The sequence below is a fragment of the Luteolibacter luteus genome (genome assembly GCF_012913485.1).
Taxonomy (GTDB): domain Bacteria; phylum Verrucomicrobiota; class Verrucomicrobiia; order Verrucomicrobiales; family Akkermansiaceae; genus Haloferula; species Haloferula lutea.
Genome location: NZ_CP051774.1, coordinates 2,591,837 through 2,615,814, shown reverse-complemented (window position 1 = coordinate 2,615,814; position 23,978 = coordinate 2,591,837). Strand labels below are relative to the sequence as shown.

Annotated in this window: 21 protein-coding genes and 1 tRNA gene; 9 read left to right on the top strand and 13 right to left on the bottom strand. The window is 61.4% G+C overall.

The window, feature by feature from the left end; translation table 11 throughout:
- Positions 1 to 67: 67 nt before the first annotated feature.
- Positions 68 to 658: an RrF2 family transcriptional regulator gene (locus HHL09_RS11040; protein ID WP_169454698.1), complete on the top strand. Its 591-nt coding sequence runs from the start codon at positions 68 to 70 to the stop codon at positions 656 to 658.
- Between the two features lie 25 nt (positions 659 to 683).
- Here HHL09_RS11040 and HHL09_RS11035 read toward each other — a convergent pair whose 3' ends face one another.
- The 6 genes from HHL09_RS11035 to HHL09_RS11010 all read right to left on the bottom strand — a co-directional run bounded on the left by HHL09_RS11035 (position 684) and on the right by HHL09_RS11010 (position 4,839).
- Positions 684 to 2,744: a TonB-dependent receptor gene (locus HHL09_RS11035; protein WP_169454697.1), complete on the bottom strand. Its 2,061-nt coding sequence runs from the start codon at positions 2,742 to 2,744 to the stop codon at positions 684 to 686.
- 164 nt (positions 2,745 to 2,908) lie between these two features.
- A complete protein-coding gene (locus tag HHL09_RS11030; RefSeq protein WP_169454696.1) occupies positions 2,909 to 3,529 on the bottom strand; it encodes an RNA polymerase sigma factor in 621 nt (206 codons plus the stop codon).
- Positions 3,507 to 3,956: a periplasmic heavy metal sensor gene (locus HHL09_RS11025; protein ID WP_169454695.1), complete on the bottom strand. Its 450-nt coding sequence runs from the start codon at positions 3,954 to 3,956 to the stop codon at positions 3,507 to 3,509. The genes HHL09_RS11030 and HHL09_RS11025 overlap by 23 nt, the downstream gene beginning before the upstream one ends.
- On the bottom strand, positions 3,953 to 4,243 hold the full coding sequence (locus tag HHL09_RS11020) for a hypothetical protein (RefSeq protein WP_169454694.1): 291 nt from the start codon (positions 4,241 to 4,243) through the stop codon (positions 3,953 to 3,955). Before HHL09_RS11020 ends, HHL09_RS11025 begins: the two co-directional genes overlap by 4 nt.
- Positions 4,244 to 4,293: 50 nt before the next feature.
- Positions 4,294 to 4,551, bottom strand: a complete 258-nt coding sequence (locus HHL09_RS11015) for a hypothetical protein (protein WP_169454693.1) — start codon at positions 4,549 to 4,551, stop codon at positions 4,294 to 4,296.
- Between the two features lie 211 nt (positions 4,552 to 4,762).
- Positions 4,763 to 4,839 (bottom strand) — tRNA-Pro (locus tag HHL09_RS11010).
- A gap of 84 nt (positions 4,840 to 4,923) precedes the next feature.
- Here HHL09_RS11010 and argC point away from each other — a divergent pair.
- The 7 genes from argC (at position 4,924) to HHL09_RS10975 (ending at position 11,648) form a co-directional block, all read left to right on the top strand.
- Entirely contained in the window at positions 4,924 to 5,967 is a 1,044-nt protein-coding gene (argC, locus tag HHL09_RS11005; RefSeq protein WP_169454692.1) for an N-acetyl-gamma-glutamyl-phosphate reductase, read from the top strand.
- A gap of 53 nt (positions 5,968 to 6,020) precedes the next feature.
- Positions 6,021 to 7,262 (top strand): bifunctional glutamate N-acetyltransferase/amino-acid acetyltransferase ArgJ, encoded by a 1,242-nt coding sequence (argJ, locus tag HHL09_RS11000; protein ID WP_240963769.1) that lies wholly within the window; start codon positions 6,021 to 6,023, stop codon positions 7,260 to 7,262.
- A 378-nt stretch (positions 7,263 to 7,640) separates the two neighbouring features.
- Positions 7,641 to 8,282, top strand: coding sequence for a hypothetical protein (locus HHL09_RS10995; RefSeq protein WP_169454690.1), 642 nt, complete (start codon positions 7,641 to 7,643; stop codon positions 8,280 to 8,282).
- A complete protein-coding gene (locus HHL09_RS10990) occupies positions 8,279 to 8,578 on the top strand; it encodes a transcriptional regulator (RefSeq protein ID WP_169454689.1) in 300 nt (99 codons plus the stop codon). The genes HHL09_RS10995 and HHL09_RS10990 overlap by 4 nt, the downstream gene beginning before the upstream one ends.
- Entirely contained in the window at positions 8,575 to 9,492 is a 918-nt protein-coding gene (locus HHL09_RS10985; RefSeq protein ID WP_169454688.1) for an endonuclease/exonuclease/phosphatase family protein, read from the top strand. Before HHL09_RS10990 ends, HHL09_RS10985 begins: the two co-directional genes overlap by 4 nt.
- A 47-nt stretch (positions 9,493 to 9,539) precedes the next feature.
- Positions 9,540 to 10,772, top strand: a complete 1,233-nt coding sequence (locus HHL09_RS10980) for an LL-diaminopimelate aminotransferase (protein WP_169454687.1) — start codon at positions 9,540 to 9,542, stop codon at positions 10,770 to 10,772.
- A 24-nt stretch (positions 10,773 to 10,796) separates the two neighbouring features.
- Positions 10,797 to 11,648, top strand: a complete 852-nt coding sequence (locus tag HHL09_RS10975) for an urease accessory protein UreD (RefSeq protein WP_169454686.1) — start codon at positions 10,797 to 10,799, stop codon at positions 11,646 to 11,648.
- Positions 11,649 to 11,898: 250 nt separating this feature from the next.
- Here HHL09_RS10975 and HHL09_RS10970 read toward each other — a convergent pair whose 3' ends face one another.
- The 4 genes from HHL09_RS10970 to HHL09_RS10955 form a co-directional block, all read right to left on the bottom strand.
- Entirely contained in the window at positions 11,899 to 12,888 is a 990-nt protein-coding gene (locus HHL09_RS10970; protein WP_169454685.1) for a hypothetical protein, read from the bottom strand.
- 296 nt (positions 12,889 to 13,184) lie between these two features.
- Positions 13,185 to 14,828, bottom strand: coding sequence for an RNA polymerase sigma factor (locus tag HHL09_RS10965; protein ID WP_169454684.1), 1,644 nt, complete (start codon positions 14,826 to 14,828; stop codon positions 13,185 to 13,187).
- 77 nt (positions 14,829 to 14,905) lie between these two features.
- Positions 14,906 to 16,372: a DUF1501 domain-containing protein gene (locus tag HHL09_RS10960; protein WP_169454683.1), complete on the bottom strand. Its 1,467-nt coding sequence runs from the start codon at positions 16,370 to 16,372 to the stop codon at positions 14,906 to 14,908.
- Positions 16,373 to 16,378: 6 nt separating this feature from the next.
- Positions 16,379 to 19,237 carry a PSD1 and planctomycete cytochrome C domain-containing protein gene (locus HHL09_RS10955; protein ID WP_169454682.1) on the bottom strand — a complete coding sequence of 953 codons (2,859 nt, stop codon included), beginning with the start codon at positions 19,235 to 19,237 and terminating at the stop codon, positions 16,379 to 16,381.
- A 110-nt stretch (positions 19,238 to 19,347) separates the two neighbouring features.
- Here HHL09_RS10955 and HHL09_RS10950 point away from each other — a divergent pair, with 110 nt between their 5' ends.
- The gene (locus tag HHL09_RS10950; RefSeq protein WP_169454681.1) at positions 19,348 to 20,166 is read left to right on the top strand and encodes a helix-turn-helix domain-containing protein; all 819 of its coding nucleotides are present in this window, start codon (positions 19,348 to 19,350) and stop codon (positions 20,164 to 20,166) included.
- Between the two features lie 76 nt (positions 20,167 to 20,242).
- Here the strand turns inward: HHL09_RS10950 and HHL09_RS10945 are convergent, their stop codons facing one another.
- From HHL09_RS10945 to HHL09_RS10935, 3 genes are all read right to left on the bottom strand, one after another.
- Positions 20,243 to 21,466 carry a coiled-coil domain-containing protein gene (locus tag HHL09_RS10945; RefSeq protein WP_169454680.1) on the bottom strand — a complete coding sequence of 408 codons (1,224 nt, stop codon included), beginning with the start codon at positions 21,464 to 21,466 and terminating at the stop codon, positions 20,243 to 20,245.
- Between the two features lie 137 nt (positions 21,467 to 21,603).
- Positions 21,604 to 22,434, bottom strand: a complete 831-nt coding sequence (locus HHL09_RS10940) for a hypothetical protein (RefSeq protein WP_169454679.1) — start codon at positions 22,432 to 22,434, stop codon at positions 21,604 to 21,606.
- Between the two features lie 269 nt (positions 22,435 to 22,703).
- Positions 22,704 to 23,975, bottom strand: a complete 1,272-nt coding sequence (locus tag HHL09_RS10935) for a hypothetical protein (RefSeq protein WP_169454678.1) — start codon at positions 23,973 to 23,975, stop codon at positions 22,704 to 22,706.
- Between the last annotated feature and the right edge of the window lie 3 nt (positions 23,976 to 23,978).

Genomic DNA, 23,978 nt, shown 5'->3' with positions numbered 1-23,978 from the left:
GGTCTTTGGGGAAAATCCCACTTGACCCTCCTACTCTAAATCCCTGCGGTGGAGTCCACATTCGCAGATGCACCTTTCCAAGAAAGCCGAGTACGCCCTCCGTGCCACCATCCACCTCGGGATCGCCGCGGAAATGGGCCTCCCCGTGGTTTCCGGTGTGGAACTCGCGGATGCGAACCGTCTGCCCCTGAAATTCATCGAGCGCATCCTCCAGGAATTGCGGGAGGCCGGGATCGTGGAAACCAAGCGCGGGAAATTGGGCGGATACGCCTTGGCCACGCCTCCGGAGAAAATCCGCATCGGTGATCTCGTTCGCCTGATGGACGGCCGTCTGGCCCCCATCGCCTGCGCCAGCGAGTTCGCCTACCAACGCTGCACCTGCCCGGATGAAGATCACTGCGGCCTGCGCATGCTCATGATCGATGTCCGGAATGCCATCGCTGGCATTCTGGATCGCTATACCTTGGCGCAGGTCGTGGAAGTCACGCTTCGCAAGATGCGCCGCGATGGCATCGCCCCGCCTTTCTCCAGCTTGGCTGGCAATAAGACCGGTGCCTCGCCTGTCCGCGGCAAGGCCGATCCCGCCGATGGCTTCCTGATGGGCCTCTCCGAACTCGCGCTTCCGCCGAAGCAGCAGCAGGAGTCGGAGAAGCCGTAAGCGAGGAAGTGGGGCGGACCGGCCTTCACCAGTAATACGTCACTGACGCCCGGATCGTCCGCGGCTCGGCAGGATGCAGGTGCACGTCATCGATTCCTGCAGCAGGTTCTCCGGGCATACGGGAAGTATAGTAGTATTCGATGTCGTTGTCCTCGCGATCGAAGAGGTTCAGCACATCCACCGCGAAGTCCCAGTTCTCCAAGCGGTATCCCACCCGCGCGTTGAACTGCAGCGAATCCTCGGATTCGACTCTCTTGTCCGCAGTAAGCGGGCGCTCCGAGAAATAGCGGGCACGTAGCGTCCCGTAGAGTCCCGTCTTCCCGCCCAGCGTGAGCCCGCTGGAAATGATGAAAGGCACTTGATTCTCCACAAAGGCACCCCCCGAAGTATCGGTGTAACGTCCCTCGGAGAGGGCGATCTCGCTGTCAAAGCTGAACCACTCGTTTGGCCTCCAGTACGCCGCGAATTCCACCCCGTAGCGGTCCGTCGAAGGCCCCGCTTCCACATTTCCCGCATCCCCTACGTAGAGCAGCTCGGACTCGCTATAGATGTACCAGAGCGCCGCCGTGGTCGTCAGGTTCGCACCCCACTGGTGGCGCACGCCGATTTCACTGCCCCAGGTGCGCACCAGAGGATCCACCGGTAGCACCGGTGTGACGCCGTCATTGGGATCGATGCGCGTGAAGATGCCACGCGCGTCGTTCGAATGGAAACCGCCGCCCAGGTTGAGGTAGTACTCGGTATCCGCCCATGGCCCGAAGATCAGATTCAGCTTCGGCACCGCGATGCCATCGAACTCATCTCCGCTGTTTGCCGGATTGTCGCTCTCCACATCGAAGTAGAAGAGATCTGCCCGCACGCCGGCTTGGGTGCGGAACCACTCGTTCCACTTCGTTTCTGCGGCCGCATAAACCGAGTAGTTGCCCGTGAAGACATCATCCTCGCGGATCTTGTTCACGTCGGCGCGGGCGCGGGTGCGGGCCAATTCGAGATCCCAGATCGCGTCGTTCCTCGTCTGGAAGCCGATGATGTAGTCGGTCGGCGCTCCGAAAATGCTGCGTCCCTGAAGCGTCGCGGACACGTCGCCTCCGAAGAAGATGCGCTGGTCGGATTGGCGGAACTGGTCGCCATTCACCGGGTCATCGAGGAAGTAGGTGAAGTTCGAATACAGATCGAGATCGTAGTAGCCTACGTAGCCGTTCCCCTTCCACATCACGTCGTCACAGAGCCGCCCCCAGTTCATGGAAAGCGAATAGCGCTGTGACTGGCCTCCATTCGTCGGGTCCAGATAGCCGTAGCGGTCGATCTCGCCGGAGTAGATTGCTCGTTCCGGGATTTGGTCGCTGGATGTCCACTCCGCTTGGTAGCCGAGCAGCATGATGTTGAAGAAGTTGTCCTCGTCACCGGTATGCCAGCGGATCAACCCGTTGAAACGGTGCGCGTCTTCTTCGAGCACCCAAGGGCCATTGTAATAGGTCGCCTCACCACCGAAGGTGAGCGTGCCGGATCCCGCCTGCACCGAATCGCCGAAGACGCCGCGGTAATAGTCATCTTCCCCGATTGTGATGCCCGCGAAGCCGCGCTCCAGGGAATTCACCAGCGAGAACTCCGCGGAGCCTGCCGTCGTCAGATCACCCATTCGGGCATCGTAGGGCCCCTTCTGGTAGTCCAGACGTTCCACGAACTCCGGGATCAGGAAATTCATGTCCGCATATCCTTGGCCATGGCCATGCGCCCGGTAGTTCGCCGGCATGCCATCGACGAAGATCCCGAAGTCGGTGCCGTGATCCAGGTTGTACCCGCGGACGAAGTACTGGTTCGCCTTTCCGCCGCCCGCGTGCTGCGTCACCACCATGCCGGGCACCACTTCTAACAGTTCCCCGCGGCGCAGGTAGGGGCGTTCGAGCAATTCCTCGCGATCGGATTGGCCCTTGGAGGCGGCGTCGGCTTCTCCGATCAGGTTTTCGGCTTTGCCCGTCACCACGATCGGTTCGAGCATTTCTTGGGCGTGAAGGGCGAAGGGCATCATCGCCATGGCGATCACGGCACGGCGGGAGTGCGCAGGCGGGGTGGAAAAAGTGGTCACGCCTGTGAAACGAGACCCTCGGAAAGATCCCACGCGGAAAATGGTGACGTCACCGACGCTTCGCGATCGCCCCTATTGGTCCTTCCTCGCTCGCGAAGATCTCTCTGAAAACCCGAAGGGGTTCTGGAGGCTCCCTCCGATTCCAGCCTAACCGAATCACCCTTTCATTCTTCCCGCTCCCACCATTCCGCGAGCCGTTGCCGCGCTCGGTAGAGCCGCCCTTCCACCGCACGCTCGGAGCACTTGAGAATCTCAGCGCACTCGCTGTGGCTCAGGCCCTCCAGACAAGAAAGGACCAGCACGCTCCGATGCTCTTCCGCTAGGGCCGCCAGCCCGCGATCCAGCTTCGCCAGATCCGTATCCCGCATCGCCGCCTCATCCGGAGTCGCGGCAGGGCAGGGGAATTCCAGTGCATGCTCGCCCAGCGCCTCGGTCGCACGACCCGGGGATGATGCCCGCACACGGTCGCGGCACAGATTCAGTGCGATCTGGAACAGCCAAGTGCTGAAGCGGGCCTTCGGCCGATACTTCGGCAGTGCCCGATGAGCGCGAATGAAGGCGTCCTGACATGCCTCCCGCGCATCCCCGGCATCGCGCAGGTAGTGAAAGCAGAAATGGTAGATCCTCTGCTGGTACCGCTCCACCAGCTGCCGGAAGGAATCGGGGCATCCATTTTGCGCGGACGCGATCATCGCGATCTCCGCCACCTCGTCTGCGGTCACTCCCGGGGGCAGGGAAGCCCCGCGGGGAATCCCCTCGAAGCTACTTGGGGAGAATGCTGTCATGGGTCCACTGCAGGAGCTTTTCGGCCTGCCCCGGATCGAGGTGATCCTTCATCGCGAAGAAATGGGTGAGCGTCGCCCGCTGTAGCTTGGCTTGGGCGGCATTCAGTCGCTGGAGCGCCGCCTCGATTTCCGGCGATCCCGCTTTTCCTTGTCGCACCGCGTCCGCCAGTTGCTTGCCAGCTTCGGTGAGCTCGCCGCGCAGCTGCTCGCGTTCTTTTTCATAGGCCTCTTCCGCGGATGCCAGGGCCTCATGCTGTGCCGGCGTGATCTGCAGTTGTTCGTGCATCCAGCGGTGGAAGTCATCCTCCGATGTACCCGCTGCGGGAGCGCGCTTGCCCTGCATCGAGTGGGACACGAAGACCGCCGTCGTTGCCGCCAAGGTCACCGTGGCGAGTGCCCATAGAAGCCGGGCCGTCCAAGGATTCATGGCGTCGCGAAGGGCGAGCTGTTTCCCTCGGTGCCAAAGACCGCGAGCCGCGGCGGCCCGGACGAGTCGTTCGACGGGACCACCAGCAGGCTGACGAGTCCCGCGACAATCACTGCTGCCATCCCGATCACCGCATAGTCGAGCGCGCCGGGCGAAGGCCGCGGCCTCTCCGCGGCTTGCCGGGAGATGCGTTCCATCACTTCCGCCGAGAATCCGCGGGGCAGCGCCGCCGGGCGCTCGCGCCGCGCATCTTCCAAGATCTGCTCTAGGGATTCCGGACCGGACATCGCCGCTCAGGCTAGCGGCCGCTCCTCTCAGGGCCAGACGAAAGCTTTCGTCAGGACCGGTCTGCCGGCACCCAGCGGTAGTGCGCCGGGCCCGGGCCGGGCTCGCGGGTATACACGCCCATGAAAACGATCTCCACTTCGTCGCCCGGTTCGAAATCCAAGGAGCCGGTGGAGCTGAATATCACCGGGATCTCATGTCCCTCGATGTTGAGCTTCAGGCCTGAAGCCGCTAGCAGCTCGGGTTCGACTTCGAGTCCGTCTTCGGGGCCGCCGATGAGTTCGGCCGTCTTTCCATGGGGTGTGGCCATCCCGATTCTGATGCTGAAATCGCGCCAAAACGAACCCTCGGCTCCACGCTCGTCCTCTCAAGGAAGCGGCTCCGAAAAACCAAAGATAGCTACCGCAAATTGCATGATGGCCGTGCACGCTGCTGGATTCCGGATGCCTCCTGGCCAGTAGGCACTGCGCTGTTCGCAGACGGCTGAACTTAGTAAACGGCCATCGAACTCTTTGAGTTGATGGTCGGGCTGGCGGGATTCGAACCCACGACCCCCTACCCCCCAGGCAGGTGCGCTACCAGACTGCGCTACAGCCCGTTTACCTCGTCGGCGACGGGCGGGCAGACAATCAGGGCAAATCCCGGTTGGCAAGCCCTGAAAATCGTGCATTTTCCGCCCGCCATGGAACGGATCAAGACCGCGATCGTCGGAGCCAGTGGATACACGGGACAGGAACTCCTGCGCCTGCTGCTGGTCCATCCCCAGGTCGAACTCGTGGCGGCTACCTCCCGGCAAGAAGCCGGAAAGCCGCTCTCTGCCGTTTTCCCGCGCTTCCGAAAGTTGCCCGGGGCCGAGCTCCCTTTCATTGAGCCGGATCCGGATGCCATCGCCGCCACAGGGGCTCAGGCTGCCTTCCTCGCGTTGCCTCACGGGGTCGCTGCGGAAATCGCCACCGCTCTTTTGGAGCGCGGCCTGAAGGTCATCGACCTGAGCGCCGACTTCCGCCTCAGCGATGCCGCCATCTATGAAGAATTCTACGGCCACGCCCATCCCGCACCCGCGTTGTTGGACGAGGCTGTTTACGGCCTCCCGGAAGTTCGTGAAGATGCCATCAAGGCGGCGCGGCTGATCGCCTCGCCTGGCTGCTACCCCACCAGCATCATCTTGCCGCTGGTGCCGCTGCTGAAGGCCGGACTCATCGATCCCGAGACCATCGTCGCGAATTCCCTGAGTGGCGTCAGCGGTGCCGGTCGGAAGGCGGACATTTCCCTCCTCTTCGTGGAGTGCAACGAAAGCGTCCGCGCCTATGGCATCCCGAAGCACCGGCACCTCTCGGAGATCGAACAGGAGCTGTCGCTTGCCGCGGGAGAAAAAGTCACGATCACCTTCATCCCCCACCTCATCCCGGTGAATGCAGGGATCGCTACCACCATCACCGCGAAGCTCCGTGGGGGTGTGGATGCGGCAAAGGTCGGCGAGGCCTTGGAGGCTGCCTACTCGGAGGCGCCTTTTGTCCGCTTGCTTGGGAAAGGCGGCTGCGCCGATACGAAAAATGTCACCCGCACCAACTTCATCGACATCGGCTGGCACCATGACTCACGGACCGGGCGGGTTATCCTAACCAGCGCTGAGGATAACCTCGGCAAGGGTGCCGGTTCCCAGGCCGTGCAGTCATTCAACATCATCTTCGGCCTGCCGCAGACAGCCGGATTGCAAACCGCGTGAGAATGGTTCAGCGTCGCCGCCCCACCCTTGCAAACCCTGCTATGGACTTCCCCGTGACCCGGATCAAAGGAGGCGTTGGTGCGCCCCGTGGATTCCAATGTTCTGCCATTTCCTGTGGGATCAAGAATCCTGCCGTCCAGCGGCTCGATCTTGCATTGATCTACTCGGAGAGCCCTTGCACTTCCGCCGGCACCTTCACGATCAACCGCGTGAAAGCCGCACCCGTAAAGCTTTCCCAAGCTCATCTGCGCAAGGGTGACCTGCGCGCGATCGTAGCGAATAGCGGCAATGCGAATGCCTGCACCGGTGTGCAAGGCATCCAGGACGCGAAGCTGATGTGCGATGGCGTGGCAAAGCCGCTCGGCCTGAAGCGCGGTGAGGTCGGGGTTTGTTCCACCGGCGTCATCGGCCTGCCGATGCCCATGGTCCGCGTGGAGCCTCGATTCGATGATCTCGTGGAGGGCCTGGGTAGTGGCCGCGGAACAGAAGTCGCGAAGGCGATCATCACCAGCGATACCCATCACAAGGAAGTCGCCATCTCGTTCGATCTCGGCGGCCACCGCGTCCGCATCGGCGGCTGTGTGAAGGGGGCCGGCATGATTTCTCCCAGCATGGCCACCATGCTTTGCTTCATCACCACGGATGCGAATGTCCCGCGCGAGGCCCTGCGCAAGGCCGTGCTCGAAGGCGTGGACGAAAGCTTCAACCGCATCACCATCGATGGCGACATGAGCACCAATGACACCGTGCTCGTCCTCGCCAATGGCCGCTCCGGCATGCCGCCGATCCGCCGTGGCAGCGCCCTCTGCAAGCAATTCCGCGAAGCCCTGCGCTGGGTCATGCTGGAACTCGCCCAAGCCGTCGTCCGCGATGGCGAGCGCGTCACCAAGTTCGTCACCGTGGAGGTGAAGGGTGCCCGCACCTACCTCGATGCCAAGCAGGTGGCGGAAGCCGTCTGCAAGTCCGCGCTGGTGAAGTCCTCATGGAATGGAGGCGATCCGAACTGGGGCCGCGTCCTTCACGCTGTCGGCTACTCCCGCGCCCGCATCCGCGAGGAACTCGTGGACATTTCCTACGATGGCAAAGCCGCCTGCCTCGGCGGCCTCCAGGCTCCCACCGCCATGGACGAGCTTCGCGAAATCGCCGCCAAGCCGGAGTTCAAGATCGAGATCAATCTCAACCAGGGAGACGCCGAGTATGTGATGTACTCCAGCGATCTCTCTCCGGAGTACATCGACTTCAACCGCTCCGAATACGCCTACTGGAAGCAGGCCCGGAAAGACGGCCTTGTCTAAGGTGGGGGCGGGCGCACTCGCCGGGGAAACTTCCGGCACGGTCCGCCCTTGGGCTTCGCGTGCCGGGTCATCATCGGTGCATGCCCCCGGCTCCCGAAGCTTCCTCCACTGGCAGTAGAAATCCATTCGCCACATCTGGGACACTTCCCGTCGAGATGTTTTCTACCTGCCGTTCCGCTCCGCCCCGGCTCCCCACTTCGACATTCAATGTTGGAAGTTCGAAGCTCGATGTCCGCCTTCTTTCCCGCCTGTTATTTTCCCTGTTATAACAGGCGGAACAGGCCGCGATTCTCCCGGGCTGACGCTCATTCCGGCGAACATGATATCTAGCAAATTTCCCGCTTGGAACTCACAACTTTGCATGGCAAAGCAGTGGCCATGACAACCCATCAGGACGCAGCAGAACAGTTACGGGTGATCCGTACGATGATGGAGCGCGCGACGATCTTCCGCGCGCTCTCCGGAGAAGCTGCTTTGCTGGGTGGCGCCATGGCTCTCGCCGCCGGCTGGATCTCCGAGTCCCGGGTCGGTTGGGCATGGGGCAGCGTCTGGCTGGCCGGGCTGGGCATCGTGATGGTCTTCGCTGTTTGGCAATTGCACCGCCTTTCCCAGATCCACGAGCGTCCCTTCTGGTCCCATGGCTTGAAAGTCGCCCTCCGCGGTGCCCTGCCTTCGCTCATCGCCGGAGGATTCCTCGGCCTGCTCTACCTGAAGTACGGCGGACGCCAGCCCGCTTATCCGAAAGCTGAATATTTCGCCGCCTCCTTCTGGGTGCTACACTATGGGCTCGCGCTCCTCGCCATCCGCGAGTTTGCTCCGAAATCGATGGTCTGGCTCGGGATCGCCTTTCTTACTACCGGCCTCATCGCCTTTGCTGCTGGCACCTTCATCCAGTCGATGAACCATTTATTGATCCGCCTCGGTCCCTCCGGCCTGATGGCGGCGACCTTCGGCGGCTTCCACTTGCTCTATGGGGCTGCCATCGTCACCACTACCCGCCGCGACCGACCGGGAGCATGATCGATTTTTCAAAGCTGGATAAGACCATTCACGAGAAGGGACGGCTCGGCATCATGACGCTGCTGGCTTCCCGTGTGAATCCGTGGCCTTTCCAGGACCTGAAATCGGAGCTCGAGATGAGCGATGGCAATCTCATCACCCACCTCCGCACCTTGGAGCAGGCGAGCTACATCTCCGGCGAAAAGCTTACGGGTGATGGCCGTCCGCAGACGCTCTACACCCTGACTGCCGCAGGAAAGAAAGCCTTCGAGGACTACCTCTCCATCCTCGAGCAGATCCTCAATCTCGGGAAATGAAGCGGGATCGCTGGCTCAGGCTCATCCGTTTCGTTGCCATCGCGGGCCTCTTGCTGGCTTGGGCCGGCATCATTTTCAGAGGGAGGGACACCACGATCTTCGCCGCGGTGATCTACTACGCCACGCCGTGGTTGCTGCGCTTGATCGCGGGGCTCTTCGCGCTGCTGGTTCTCAGGCACTGGGGCTTCCGCCTGATGGCGGTCACCTGCCTGCTGGTATCGTTTCTGGAGGGCTGGCATTCCTTCCGCCGCGACGAGTTGCCGCCTTTGGTCGCCGGGGATCTCCGCGCCTCGATCTACAATGCAGGCCGTACGCTGGAGGCGGACCCGGAGACATGGCCTGCCCTTGCCGATACCGACTTGATGGCCGTGGTGGAAACCGGCGATTTTACCGGGGAGACATGGCAGAGCTTCGCCGCCGCCACCCCGGGCATGGAGTGGAAGCGCTTTTCGGGGACCATGCTTGGTGTCCGGGGGAAGATTCTCTCCAGCGAATCCCTAGGCATCCGGAACCGCTATAAGTGCTACCGCATCCGCGTCTCCCTGCCGGTCCACGGCGAGCTCACCGTGATCGTGGTCGATGTCGAGTCGAGCCCCGTCCTGCCTCGCGGCCCGGCCATGGCGGGCGTGCTTGCGGCGGCGTCCAGTGACCCACGGGTCATCGTTCTGGGGGACTTCAATACCCCGCCGGAGTCCCGCTGGTACCAGCACTGGCGCCCCACCCTCACTCTGGCGAATGACGGCCCTCGCCGGGGCTTTCGCGAGACCTGGGCCTACGGTTTTCCGCTGCTCACCTTGGACCAGATCTGGACCGGGAATCTCTGGCAGGCAGTCTCTACCGAGAAGATCCGCCACCGCTCCGACCACTCGCAATTGAAGGTGGTTCTTGAGCCACGCACCCCGGGCCAGTCGTGATGTAGTCCTTGCGACCGCCGCGCCCCCCCGCTAAACGTCCCGCCGCAATGGCCACGATCAACTCGAACTTCCTGAAGCTCAAAGCCGGTTACCTTTTCCCCGAAATCGCCCGCCGGGTGAAAGCATTCTCGGAGGAAAATCCGGACAAGGCCGCGCGCATCATCCGCTGCGGCATCGGTGACGTGACCGAGCCATTGCCCGCTGCCGTCCGCGCCGCCATGCACGAGGCCATCGACGAAATGGGCAGCCGCGAGACCTTCAAGGGCTACGGTCCGGAGCAAGGCTACGAGTTCCTTCGCCAGGCGATCGTGGACAACGAGTTCGCCGGCCTTGGGATCTCCGCCGATGAAGTCTTCATCTCCGACGGCTCGAAGTGCGATACCGGCAACATCCTCGACATCTTTGGCAAGGGCAACGTGATCGCCATCACCGATCCGGTCTATCCGGTCTACGTCGATACCAACGTGATGGCGGGCAATACCGGCGATGCCGATGAGAAGGGTGCCTACGGTGGTCTCGTCTACCTGCCCTGCACCGCGGAAAATGGCTTCGTGGCCGATCTGCCGAAGGAGAAGGTGGACCTCGTCTATCTCTGCTTCCCGAACAACCCGACCGGTGCCGTCGCTACCCGCGAGCAACTCGAAGCTTGGGTGAAGTATGCGAAGGAAAACGACACGATCATCTTCTTCGATGCCGCCTATCAGGCCTTCGTGCAGGACGCTTCCATCCCGAAGTCGATCTTCGAGATCGAAGGGGCCAAGGACGTGGCCATCGAGTTCCGCTCCTTCTCGAAGAACGGCGGCTTCACCGGCGTGCGCTGCGCCTACGTCGTCATCCCGAAGACCGTCAGCGGCAAGGACGATCAAGGCAACCGCATCCCGCTTCACCAGCTCTGGAGCCGCCGCCACAGCACCAAGTTCAATGGTGCCAGCTATCCCGTGCAGAAGGGCGCCGCCGCCGTCTTTTCCGAGCAGGGCAAGGCCGAGGTAAAGGCCCTCATCGAGCACTACATGGGCAATGCCAAGTTGCTCGTGCAGGCTGCGAAGGATGCCGGTCTGAAGGTCTTCGGCGGTGAGAATGCACCTTACGTTTGGGTCGGCTGCCCGGCCGGCCTCGGCTCTTGGGATATGTTCGACAAGATGCTCGCCGAGGCGCAGGTCGTTGTCACCCCGGGTGCCGGCTTCGGTGCCGCGGGTGAAGGTTGGTTCCGCATCTCCGCTTTCAACTCCCGCGCGAACGTCGAAGAGGTGTGCAAGCGCCTCGCCGCCTTGCTCGCCTGATTGAACCCGCTTCCGTCACGGCCCGTGGAACCGATCTCACAGATCCAAGGAATCACGGGCCGGACGATCCGCGGTCATCTCGATCTCCGCTGCGACCTCAGGCCGGACGGGGTCACCTATTTGTCCCGCCAGTCCTTCCGCGCGCCCATCCATCTGAGCAAGCCTCACGTGGAATCGGGCGCGCTGGTCGTCCATCTCGTGAACCCGACCGCGGGCTTCTTCGATGGCGATCGCCTGGATGTCCGTGTCGACGCAGGGCAGGGGAGCCGGGTGGTGCTCAGTTCTCCGGGAGCTTCACGCGTCCACCGCGCCCGTGGTGAAACTCCCGCGATCTGCTCCCAGCACCTGACGGTTGAGTCCGGAGCCTTCATGGAGTGGATCCCGGAGCCTTTCATCCCGCAGGCCGGCGCCCGCTATCATCAACAGACCAAGATCGAATTGGCCGAAGACGCCGGGCTCTTTTTCTTCGAGTGGATCGCCCCCGGCCGAGTCGCCCGGGGTGAGATCTTTGACTACGAAAGCCTCCGCTGGGAGTTGGACTTGGAAGTGGGTGGAAAACTGATCGCCCGGGAACGCTACAATCTCAATCCTTCCGACCATAGCCTCACCGCAATGCGGGAGAAATTTCCCGCCGCTCACTACGTGACTGTTCACGTCGCCGGTATCACGGCCTCCGCTTGGCCTGCGGAGGAACTGGATGCCCTTTCCGGTGAAAAAATTTACCTCGGCCACGGACCGCTTTTGGCAGGGGCATTCATGGTCCGTGCCCTCTGCGCCGATAGCCTCGCCGCCCGTTCCCTGCTCGTGGATTTGCGGCAGATCCTTTATCGCGCCTCCGGCCACTCCGCCCCTCGCTTGGGCCGCCTGAATCTCTGAGTGCCGAAGGTTGATCTCTGGTTATCAATGGATCATGAAGTTTAGGAAAATATTCCGATTTTTTCTAAACCTTCGGAGGAGGTATTTACATTATCCCTTTTAGAGTCCGCTGCCCTACCTGACGGGGGAAGGGATTCTCGGTTCACCAAACCTCTCCTCCCCGAGGGGCGGTGGCCGCTCCTCCGAACCCTCCCTGGATCCCGCCCGCATCTCCCAGCGGGCGGGATTTTCGGTTTCAGGAAGCGGGATTTCAGTGGGACCCGGCCTTCCCGGCATTCTCCAAATGCCGCTCAACATTTTGGCGGACGGCTTCCCGTTGCTGCGGGTCGCCAATCAGAGCCAGAAGACTGCGGGAACTCTCGGCTTTCCCTCCAGCTGCCTCGAGTGCGCAAATGGATCGGATGGCTGCGTCGCGCTCCTTTCCGGACTTCAAGGTGGGGACGAGAGCGATCGATTCCGCCGGCTCCTGATAGTAGAGGGCCATTAGTGCGGTTGCTGCTTCCGGGCGATCTTGCTCCAGCGCCCAATCAAGTGCCCGGCGCGGCTGCTTCTTCGCCCACTCGCCGATCACTTTTTCAGCCTCCGCGGAGGACAAAGCCGCTATCTCCTGAGAGCTAAGATTGCCGGCGTAACCCGCGGCATCTGCTTGAATCATTTTGTCGCGAGCAAGGCCTGCCATGTTGGGATCGGCGTTTGCCAGCTCTGCCAAGATCCCCGCATCAGGTGCGTTCCCCGAACTCGCCAGTACCTGGCGTGCCAGGAATGCCCGGGCCTCCGGTGTTGTTGCGCTGCGCAGCGCCGCGAGCCAATCCCCGGCCCGGGAGGCCGGGATCGGATTGCCAGCTGGGTCGAGGTAGATCCTTGGTTGGGTCAAAAGCGTCAACTCATCCGCTTCCCGGCCCCCTGCAAATTGGTCCAGCCAAGCAGCCGTGGCTTTTGGATCTTGAGGAAGCCAGGCAGCGATCATGTCCGCAATCATCCCCATCTTGTCCTGGCCCTCGGGAACCAACTCCAGATAGGCGAACCTCTCCGTGGGCGGGAGCTGGCTCAAGGCTTGGCTCCAGACCGTGGTGCGCATCGTCTCTGGAACCTCATTGCCGATGAAATCCTCCAGCTCGCCGGGGTTCGTCCTTGCAAGCGCGATTCCCACTTTCCCGGCGGTATCCCCCCACACGCGGGCTAGGGCATCTGTCCAGCCTTGGAGCATCTCGCGCGCCCGGTTGGGATCCGTCTCGGCCATTTTCTCGATGACCGTTCCAGTGGCATGATCCCGCGTGCCTGATTTCGGCAGACTCTCAATGTCCTTGAGAATGGCTTCGGCTTCTTCGATCGGGGCAGTGATGTCAGCTTGGTAGCCTCTGCGAATCTTGATTCTCGGAGTATCAAGGATGAAGGATCTCGATCCCGAATCCGAAGAACCGACTGTGACGGCTGTGGGTGCCTTCGAAGGTTTTGGTGCTCGCGATGCCGTGGGGGCGGACTGCCTTTCGCCGCAGGACGCCAACGCAAATGCCAGTGGAAGAAGCGCGAGCCGTCTCATGGTGCCTCCTCCTTCATCAGGCGCTTGGTCACGGGATCTTCCGGTGAAAGCTGCATGCCGTAGGGGCCGATCCCTCCCTTGCGATTGATTTCCCGCGCCCATGCGGCGGCCGATGCCGCATCTTGGCTGGCCCACGATTTCCAGAGGTTGGATGCGATGCTGTAACGGTCCACCCCGTCCTTCTGGGCAACGATCCAATCGCAGAGCGGCTGGAATTCGCGGAGATCCGCCATCCGGGGGAAATTGGCGATGTCTTCGTCCCCCGCCTTGATCTCCGCGAGGATGTCGAGGCCGCCCGGGTCATTCCGCTGGAGACGTAGGGAAGCGACGTAGACTCGGGCCAAGCGCCGCTCGTCTCCTTCGAGTTGCCCTGCAAGCTTCTCGATGATGTTCTCATCCAAGGTACGAGATTGATAGTAAATCGAGTCGATTAGCCAGCGCCGGATCTCTGGAGTGCGGGCGATCTGAAGAGCACCGAGGAAGTCGTGGTCCCTCTCGGAATTGATGAACTCGGCAGCTCCGTGATAGGTTGCCGCCTTTCGATCGTCCGCTAGCGGGAGCGAGTCGATCCAAGCGACTGCGTTCTGGAAGTTGTCCTCCGAACGCGAGTAGAAGACCCCGCAAATCACCTTGGAGCGAGTGATCTGACCGTCCGTTACCTCCAGCATGCGCTCGGCGGCGGGAAGATCGCGGTCGGCGAGGTGTCGCACGGCCTTATCGAGAAAGCCCTCGGGGCCGTTCGGCCGAGCTTTCACCCATTCCCAGGCATCCTTCGAGTCCGCCTTGGCCCGGGAGATGAACTCCCGGAACTCGTCGGCCAACTGTTCGTCTGGAACGGAGGTCCGGGCCTTCCTTGTTTCCGGGCGGGGCGCTATGGGTGGCGTTGCAGCGGTCGCTACGGTGACGCCCGGAGGGGGATTCTTGAGGAGCGTGCCTGCAGTCACTCCACCTCCGATCATGAGCGCCGCCGCGATGGGGATCCACGGCAGGCTAAAGGTTGCCGGTTTCTTGAGGGCGAGGGTTTGGCCCACGAAATCGGCGGGAACCTTCGTATCGAGAGGTGCGAGTCCGGTGGCAAGCCAAGCTGCGCAAGCGGCTTCGTCGGCCTTGCGCTGCTTTAGCAGGCTCGCAAGGCGTTCCAGAGCCCGATGTCCCCGACGCTGGGCTGCCGCGGCGCTGATGCCCAGATGCTTCGCGATCTGTTCGTAGCGGAGTTTCTCAAAGTGGTGCAGCAGCAACATTTGCCGGTCCGGGGTCGAAAGGGACGCCAGTGCCTGGTCGAGATCCGCTTCCCCGCGACTTGGCCCTGAAGAAGAATCTGCCGTTCCAGCATCTAGGTTCCTCCGCCGGTGCCGCGCTTCACGGCGGGCGATCGAAGCGGCCTCATAGACGGCTGCCTTCTGCAACCACGCGGGCAGGGAGGGCATTTCCTTGAACTGCTTTGCCCGACGTGCCAGCGCGATAAAAACCTGCTGGGCCGCGTCCTCCGCGAAACCCGAATTGCCCAGTTTCCGGCGGGTTACCGCGAGGACTAGTGACGAATGCCGGCGTACGATTTCTGCGAAAGCCGCTTCGCTCGAAGCGCTTGCGAAGCGTGCCAGCAGCTCGGCGTCCGAGGCATTTTCCGCCGGTGTATCCATGAAAGCCTGCATCTTACCGGATCACTGCCGCCGCCTGCCAAGATCAGACAGCGGCACCGGAAAAAGAGGCGGAATTTCTAGGCGATCACCTCTTTCACCACCCGGGAAGGTTTGGTGACGTTCGAGAGCCGCTGCTCCAGCCCTTGGAAGGGATAGGTGAGCTTCTTGTGATCGTAGCCGAGCAGGGTCAACATGGTCGCGTGGAAATCGTGCGCACTCACCTTGTTGATCGAGGCCGTGTAGCCGACCGGATCCGTCTCGCCGTAGGAGAAACCGCGTTTCACACCGCCGCCGGCCATCCACAGCGTGAAGGCACCTGTGTGGTGATCGCGGCCGACGAAGGGCATCTCGACCCCGCCACGGTTCTCGCGCATCGGGGTGCGGCCGAATTCACCGCTCCAAATGACCAAGGTCTCATCGAGCAACCCGCGTTGCTTGAGGTCTTTCAGTAGCGCTCCGATCGGCTTGTCGATCTCATTGCATTTACTGACGAAGCCCTGCTTGAGATCAGTGCCCGGGTCGGTGCCGTGTGAATCCCAGCCCCAGTCGAAGAGTTGGATGTAGCGGACCCCGCGCTCGGCGAGGCGGCGGGCCAGAAGGCAGTTGTTGGCGAAGGATTCCTGTCCCGGCTTGGTGCCGTAGAGTTGGTGGATGGATTCCGGCTCGTTCTTCAGGTCGAAGGCGTCCGAAGCATGGATTTGCATCCGGAACGCCATCTCGTACTGGGCGATGCGGGTGACCGTTTCCGGGTCGCCGACTTCCGTGGAGACCCGTTGGTTCAGATTGTTGAGTGCATCAAGGGTGCGGCGGCGTAGCGCCTGCGAGACACCATCGGGGTTCGAGAGGTAAAGAACCGGCTCTCCTTGCGAGCGGCACTGCACGCCCTGGTATACACTGGGAAGATAGCCTGCTCCCCACACCGATTTCCCGGCGTCCGGATTCTTCCCGCCGGAGGTCAGCACGATGAAGCCTGGCAGGTTCGCATTCTCCGAGCCGAGCCCATAGGTCGACCAGGCGCCTGCCGAGGGCGATCCCGGAATCTGGCTTCCGGTATGCAGGAGCAACTGGGCCGGACCGTGGTTGAACTGGTCCGTCCACATCGACTTGATAAAGCAGACATCGTCAATCATCTGCTCGAAGTGCGGCATGCGATCGGAGATCCACTGCCCGCTCTGTCCCGCTTGGTGGAAGGGAAACTGGGAGCCGAGCATCTTTGGCACCCCTTGGATGAAGGCGAACTGCTTGCCTTCGATGAATTCCTTCGGGCACTCCTTGCCGTCCAACTTTGAAAGCTCCGGCTTGTGATCGAAGAGCTCAAGCTGGCTTGGTGCGCCTGCCATGTGCAGGTAGATCACCCGCTTGGCCTTAGGTGCAAAGTGGGCGAGGTCGGGCAACAAGGGATTCGCCGGGTCCTTGTGCAAGGGGGCCGCGTGCCCTTGGGTCGCGAACCACAGGCCGCCCAGACTCATCGAGGAATTCCTCAAGAAATGGCGCCGCGTGAGGAACTGCGCGCGGTCGTGATGAAGCTGCTGGAAGAGATTCATGGGATCCTAGCGGTTGAGCGCGATGTCGGAGTTCAGGAGCGTGTTCGCGACCAGCACCATGGCGGCTTCGGCAGGGGTGGGCGCGAGCTTCGCGGATTCTTCGGGAGCTTTCTCGTAGTCTGCCATGGCGTCGGCTTGCAGCTTGGACAGGGTTTCCACGACCGGTGCCGGCGCATCTTCGAGCTTCAACATCTTGTAGCCCGCGGCGATCCGTTCAGCCGGGGTATTGCCGGTCATGCGCTTGGCGAAAGCTTGGGCGAACTCGATGTGGGCCGGGTCGTTGAGCGTGACCAGCGCTTGAAGAGGCGTGTTTGTCGAGATGCGTCGTGCCGAGCAGACGTCGCGTGTCGGTGCGTCGAAGGTCAGGAAGGCGGGGTAACCGCTGGTCCGCTTCGAGTAAGTGTAGACTGCCCGGCGATAACGGTCTTCTCCTTCAGAAGTCTTCCAAGAGGCGCCGCTATAGACGGAGCGCCAGACACCCTCCGGTTGGGGTGGATAGACAGGCGGGCCGAAGGCTTTGAGCGAAAGCAGGCCCGAGACGAGCAGTGCCTGATCGCGCACCATCTCCGCGGAAAGCCGCTGGCGCGGCCCGCGGGCGGCAAGCTGGTTCTTCGGATCGCGGGCAGCGAGATCCGCTGAGACCTTCGAAGTCTGCCGGTACGATGCGGATAGTACCAATTCCCGAAGGAAAGGCTTGATGTGCCACTGATGATGATCGCGCAGGCGCAGGGCGAGGTGATCCAGCAAAGGCAGGTTGGAAGGCGGCAAGCCGGAGCTGCCGAAGTCTTCCTGGGTTTCCACGATTCCGGTGCCGAAGAGTTCCGCCCACAAGCGGTTGGCCAAGACACGGGCGGCGAGCGGGTTCTCCTTTCCAACCATCCATTGCGCCATATCGAGGCGAGTGAGCCGTCCCTCCTTGCCGACGGGCGGACCCGTGATCGAGGGAATCTCAGGAGCCACGGAATGATCTTTGGTCATCCGGTTGCCGCGGATGAAAACGCGTGTATCGCGGGTGGCTTGGTCGTGACGCTCCTGCATCACCGGCATCATGGTTCCCGGAATTGCGCCATAGGCTTGTTGGAGTTCGGCCAGCTTCGTCCATGCCGAAGCTCGCTCCGGAGACATGACGAAAGCGGTGAGCTGTTCATCCGGCGAAAGGGTGATCCGGAACTTCCTCATCACGCAGCTCTGCGTCTCGTTGCAGGTGACGCCATGTTTCAGGCGGATCTCGAAGTGCGCATCGGCGGGCGAGTCCTCCACGGTTTCTGCGACGAAGAAGCCATGGCGTGGACCGCGCAGCACCGGGTAGTCCCCGAAACCGCCGCCACCCTGCACGACGCCGTTCGCTTCAAAGGGGCCGGCGATGAAATCGCTCACTACCTCCTTCAGCTTCACGGGCTGGCGGGTGCCATCGGCGAGCACGCGGTCGATCTCCAGTTTGGTGATGACCGCACCGAATTCACTCCACTTTGCGGGATCATCGCTCCCGGGCAGGATATCGACTCGTAGAACGCCCAATCGGCTGGCTGGAACCTGCACCGTGAAGACGGTGTTGGTCGGATTGGTTCCTCCGGCGATGAAGGCACCGTCTTCGTGCTGCTTCAGTATCCCGGTTTCTGCAGACGCGGTGGCGGCAGTTGCTTTCACAGGCGTCCAGCTCTGGATCTTCTCCGCGATCGCGAGTGCGGCCTTGTTGATCCCATCGCGCTCGGCGCGGATCTCCTCCTCGAGCTTTTGTGACTCTGCCTGCTGGGCAGGATCGGAGGCCATCTTCGTCTTCGGGAAATCCGTGTTCAGATCGGAGTCCTCCGTGTTGTCGAAGAACGCCATGAACTTGTAGTAGTCGTCGTGAGGGAAGGGATCGTACGGATGCGAGTGGCATTGCACGCAGCCGAAGGTCGTCGCATTCCACGCGGTCCAAGTGGTGTTCACGCGATCCATAACGGCAGCAGTACGATATTCTTCGTCGTCGGTGCCGCCTTCGGTGTTGTTCTGCGTGTTGCGATGGAAGCCGGTCGCGATCAGATCGCCCGGTTCCGGATTTTCCAGAAGATCACCCGCGAGCTGCTTCACCGTGAAGGCGTCGAAGGGCATGTCCTGGTTGAAGGCTCGGATCACCCAGTCGCGGAAGGGCCAGATGTCGCGATGCGGATCCTTCTCGAATCCCATGGTGTCGGAGTAGCGCGCAAGATCGAGCCACATCGCGGCCCAGCGTTCACCGAATTGAGGGGAAGCGAGCAAGCGATCCACGGTCGCTTCCATCGCTGACTGTGGATTCGTGGCGGCAGCTTGTTGAAACGCGTTCCACTCCTCGAGCGAGGGAGGAAGCCCAATGAGATCTAGCGAAACGCGGCGGAACCACTCGGCGGGCGTCGCTTCCGGGGACGGGGAAAGATTGAGAGCTTCCAGCTTGGCCAGCACCAGCCGGTCGAGATCCGCTTTCGGCCATCCCGCGTTTTTCACGGCAGGGACCGGCGGTTCTTCCGGCTTTTGGAAAGACCAGTGCTCGCCCCATTTCGCCCCTTCCTTGATCCAGCGCTCCAGGAGCGCGATCTGTGCGGGCTCCAAGCCGTGGGGATGCTCTTCCGGCGGCGGCATTTTCTCGTCGGGATCGCTGCTCTTGATCCTGCGGATCATTTCGGAGCCAGCCGGATCACCTGGCACCACCACCTGCTTCCCGGACTCTCCTTTGCCCAGTACTTCCTCCCGGAAGATGAATGACACTTCTCCCGCCTGCTTCACGCCGCCGTGGCAGGTGGTGCAGTTCTTGTTAAGTAGCGGGCGGATATCGCGATTGAAGTCGACCGCTTCCTCCGCATGGAGGACGGGTAGGGAGGCCGCGAGTAGGAGCAGGGTTTGGCGCATCGATTGGGACGATCATACGGTGACGGGAGGATTTCTTTCATCCTCCACCACTTGGACGATCACGATAAAAGTTGTGGATTTTGGGCGCAAATCGTCGGATTAGGTGACAAGTGAGCGAGCGATATTGGAAAATCTGGTCGCAACAGGTCCGGTCGAAGCTTGGAACTCTGGTCGAAATTGGCGAGGTCCGCAACTCGCCAGGCCGCATGTCGCGTTTCCGCTACCTGCAGCGCTTTGCCTTGGTGGTGATTACTCGCGGGGAAGGTCATTATTCCGATGAAGCTGGAAAGGAGAGCAGCCTTTCAACGGGAGATTGGATCCTCGTCTTACCGGAGCTTGGCCACTGTTATCGACCTAACTACCCAGGCGGGTGGGACGAGGTTTATGTGATGTTCGAAGGTCCGGTCTTTGAAACCTGGCGCGAGGAAGGCGTCCTTTCCCACGAGCGCACGACCGGGCATCTGGGTGGGCAGGAGTCGTGGCTGAACGAGTTTCGAGACGCCTTGCTGGATGAGAATTCAAGTCCCCTGACCCGGGTTTGCTCTTTCCAGCGCCTCCTCGCTTCCGCGATGGAGGGGAAAAACAAGCAAGTGATCACCGCAGGCGAGGGGAATCCGGCATGGTTCGCCGATGCCTGCCGTCTGCTGTCTCGTCCTCATTTCACGGCGGAGCAGGCGGCGGAAGAGCTTGGCATGAGCTACGAGACCTTTCGTAGATGGTTCAGGGGGCATTCCGGAGTGCCTCCGCATCGTTACCATCGGCAGCAGATCATCAATCTGGCTGCAAGCATGCTCGACACCACGGAGCTGAAGTCGGCGGAGGTCGCGCGCAACTTGGGCTTCTGCGATGAAGCTTACTTCTCCCGTGTCTTCAAGAAGGTCACCGGCAGGTCGCCGAGGGAGTATCGCTCGCGACAGGAGTCGCGGTGAGGGGCAGCCACTGGTCCTAAAGCAAAAAACCGGGGCCCTTTCGGACCCCGGTTTCTGAAATGCTTGGATCAGCCGATTAGCGGGATGCGCTTTCCTGGCCTTGCTCTTGAGCCGGCTTCTGGTTGGCGGTCTTCGCCTCCATTTCCTCGACCTTCTTGCGGAGGCTCTCGATTTCGGTGCTCTTGCTGGCGACTTGCTCCTTCAGGCCGCTCTGGGTGGCCATGGCGGTGGCAAGCTGGCCGCTCACTTCCTTGAGCTGGGCTTCCACTTGAGCGCGGGCCTCTTCGGCCTTGTCGCGGGCAGCGGAGGCTTCTTGGATCGCGGTGGTGGCCTTGGAGGTTTGATCCTTGGCGGCTTGGATTTCGACGGCGAGCGGCTTCAGCGTGCCACGGAGCTGGGCGGCTTCCTTCTGAAGCATGGCCAAGGTTTCCTGGGTGGCGGTGAGCTCGGTGCGGGCGGCAGTGAGGTTCTTCTCAACGGTAGCCTTCGCCTTCAGGACGTTGGCGTTTTCGTTGATGGAGATCTCAAGCTGCTCGCGGGTGGCGACCAGCGTGCGGTCGACATCCTCGCGCTCCTGCTTGGCCTTCACCAGCGCGTCGAACTGGGCCTTGGCGCTGGCCTTGAGATCTTCGAAGGCTTTCTTCAGCTCCTTGCCGAAGGTTTCGCTGGCGGCGAGCTGGCGCTTGCTTTCGGCGAGGGCCTTCGACTCGTTCTCCAGCTTGCCCGCGACTTCGGCCTTGGCGGCAGCAGCTTCTTCGAGCTGCTTTTTCAGGGCCACGCGTTCGGCGGGTGCCTGAAGTTCGCCGCGCACTTCGGCGAGACCGTTCTTCAGCACGGCGAATTCCTTCATCGCGACATCCATCTCATCGCGGAAGGAGGCGAGCTTCTGGTAAGCTTGCTCACCGGCGCCGAGTTTCTGCTCGAGTGCTTTCGTCTTGTCCTTCCACTGCCAGACTTCGTGGTTGGAAGTTTCGAGCTGCTTCTTGAGGTCGGCGAGCTGGCCTTCGAGCTGCTGCTTGGCTTCGCGGATCGCCTGGGCCTCCTTGACAGCAGCGTCGCGTTGGCCGCTGACGTTGCTGTTTTCGGTGCGGGCGTCGGCGATCGCCTTGTTCATCGATTCGAAGCGCTGCTGCAGTTCGGCGGTCGCATCGGTAGTTGCCGGAGCCGCAGGAGTGTTGCTGGCTTCCACGGCCGGTGCTGCCGCAGGCTGATTTTCCTGCGGAGCTTCGTTTGCTTTCGCGAGAGGGCTCATGGCCACCGCGAGACTCATCCAGAGTGGTGTGATATAGATAGTCTTCATGTGAAGAGTGAGACCGATTTCAAGGCACGGGTTAGCACCCTATTACCTGAAAGAAAATGGTAATTGATCAAGACCTGTCAAAATCGATGGATTTTATTCCACCCGCTGCAAACTGCACACGCGATGAAACGGAATTGTCACTCTGTTCCTAGCACTCCGTCCTTTAAGAGAAGCTTGGCATGCTCGCGAAGCCGCTGATTCGGCAGCGCTTCGATCCATGATTGATCCTTGGGATCAAGCTCTTGCGATTCCATCCAAGTGCGCAACGCTTCTTCCTGTAGAAGAGGAGTCGTGTAGACGCTTACAATCCTCGCAAACTCTTGTGGCTCTAGGGGATTTTCGTCTCGACTCATCGCACCGGTCAGCATCCGGTTTCGTGCCAATGGTGCTTGAGCAGCAATGAAATCAAGAACCTTCGCCCGCTCTTCAGGCGTTGCCCTTTCGTAAACGTGACCTACCAGAGTCGTCGCGTAGTCCCATGAATAGATGCCGCGTGGTCCGAGGTCTTGCAACGTGAGCGCGAGATTCTCGGTGTTGGGCAAGCCACGTGCACGCGCCTGGAGAATGTAGCGCCTGTCGTAGTTGCTCCCCGGACTGCCTTTCGGAATTGTTTTAAAAAGTTCTGCCGCGCGTTCCGGATGATACCTCATCAAGATATCAAAAAATTCCTCGCGAATGGAGGTGCCGCCGCGGCGATTCAATATCTCTAGAAACTGATCGGGCCGCTTCTCTGCAGCATCCGTCAAAAGGCCGCGAATCCCGCTGAAGGCGACATGCTCACGCGCCTTGAGACCGATTTCAAAAATTTCTTCATCGGGCAAGGTTCCAATCCTCGCCGAGGTGTAGGCAGCCCATGCCAGATCCCGCCACTCGGGAGGTCCGATGCGGTTGAGGAGGGAAGTGATCTCGTCCTGATTCCAAGGAAGCCGCGCAGCCGTGTCGCGGATGATTTCATCCAGCCCGGGCATCCCCGGAAGCTTTGCCAGCAGATCGAAGAATGCCGCGGGGTCACGCTCCCCCAGTTTCTTGAGCAGTGCCTTCGCACCTTCGAAGTCACCCTCGCGCAGGTGCGCCCGGATTTCAGAGAAGGCGCTTTCTTCCCGATGCCGGGATTTCGCTGTTGTTGCTTGAGAAGTGACCTCTTGCTTGGCCGCGGGAGCGGAAAGCTTCAGGACCCCGATGGTTCCTCCCAAGGAAACAAGAAACACCGCGGCGGGAATGATCAGGCTGCTCGCTTTCATTGGAGACCCTCCCTGGCGAGTTCTTCGATTTTTTCCCTCAGCTCGCCTTCCGGAAGTGACTTCGCGGTTTCAAGCGCAGCTTGTGGGTCGAACTTGGCCAGCTCTTCCAGAATCTCCGCCCGGGTCGTGGCAGCGGCTTCGCGATCCGGCATGCGATCAATCAATGCGAGGGCTTTCGCGGGGTCCCCTTCGAACTGCCAGATCTGGGATACAGCCCCATCGAGCAAGGCCTGCCGCTCTTCGCGCTTCAGCCCTAGCTTGTCGATCGTCTCCAGCGCATGCTCGGCTGCCTCTTCGTTGTAGGGATAGAGGTAGGCGAAATAGGTCTGGAAGGTCTGGCCGCGGAGTTCGGGAGGAAGCTTCGCCAGAGTCTCCAGGGAGAGCGGCGTTCCTGCCTCGGTTCTCATCTCGGCCAATTGCGCCAGTTCTTCAGCCCCCAGCTGGCCGAGATCTTCCGGGGTGGGATCGCTGGTGATCATTCCGCCGGCGGGCATGAGCTTGTCGAAGGCTTCGAAGCGTCCTGCTTGTTCCTTCAGGGCATCCGGCAAGTGCTTCTCCAGTTCCCTCAATGTCGGTTCCTCGCTATATCGCAGTTGCAGCCAGGCCGAGCGCACGCATTCGGGTGTCTTTCCTTCCCACAGGCCGCCGAACCATTCATTAAGGATGCGGCTGCAGTTTTCGCGGCTCCGGGTTCCGAAGCGGAAGTAATGCGTGGCCTCTTCTTTCGAGAAGCCATTCGCCGGATCGAAAAGGATCTCTGCTGCCAGTGGTGAATCGTGGCAGCCATTGAGCACTTCCAGACCCTCGCGCTCGGTATCGCTGCCGGTGGTGCGTGCGGCTTTCGCAGCGAAGGGGGAACTGCGGACTAGCTCCCACACGGCATCCGGGGAGATCTCGCTCATCTTCCAGAGCGTCGCTCGTACCAGATCGATCCGCCGGGACTCGTGCACATCCAGGACGAAGGATTCCAACCACGCCGGATCTGCGATCAGGATCGGAGCCAGCCAGTCGGCGATTTGCTCGTCGGTGGCATTGTCCGCAAACAAGGCCTCGATCTTCTTCCGTGCTTCGCCGGTTCTTCCGGCAAGCGCGGCCATCTGGATGACGACTGGATCATCGGGCAGCGCCGGGTCAGAAGACTTGGCCGTTGAGTCCGCTATCGTCTTCGCTTCCTTGGGGTTCTGATCCGGAGTCATGAGGACGACTCCGGTGCCCAAGCCCGCGATCCCGGGAATGAGCCAGCTCAGGAGAAGTTTCCGTGCATCCATCGG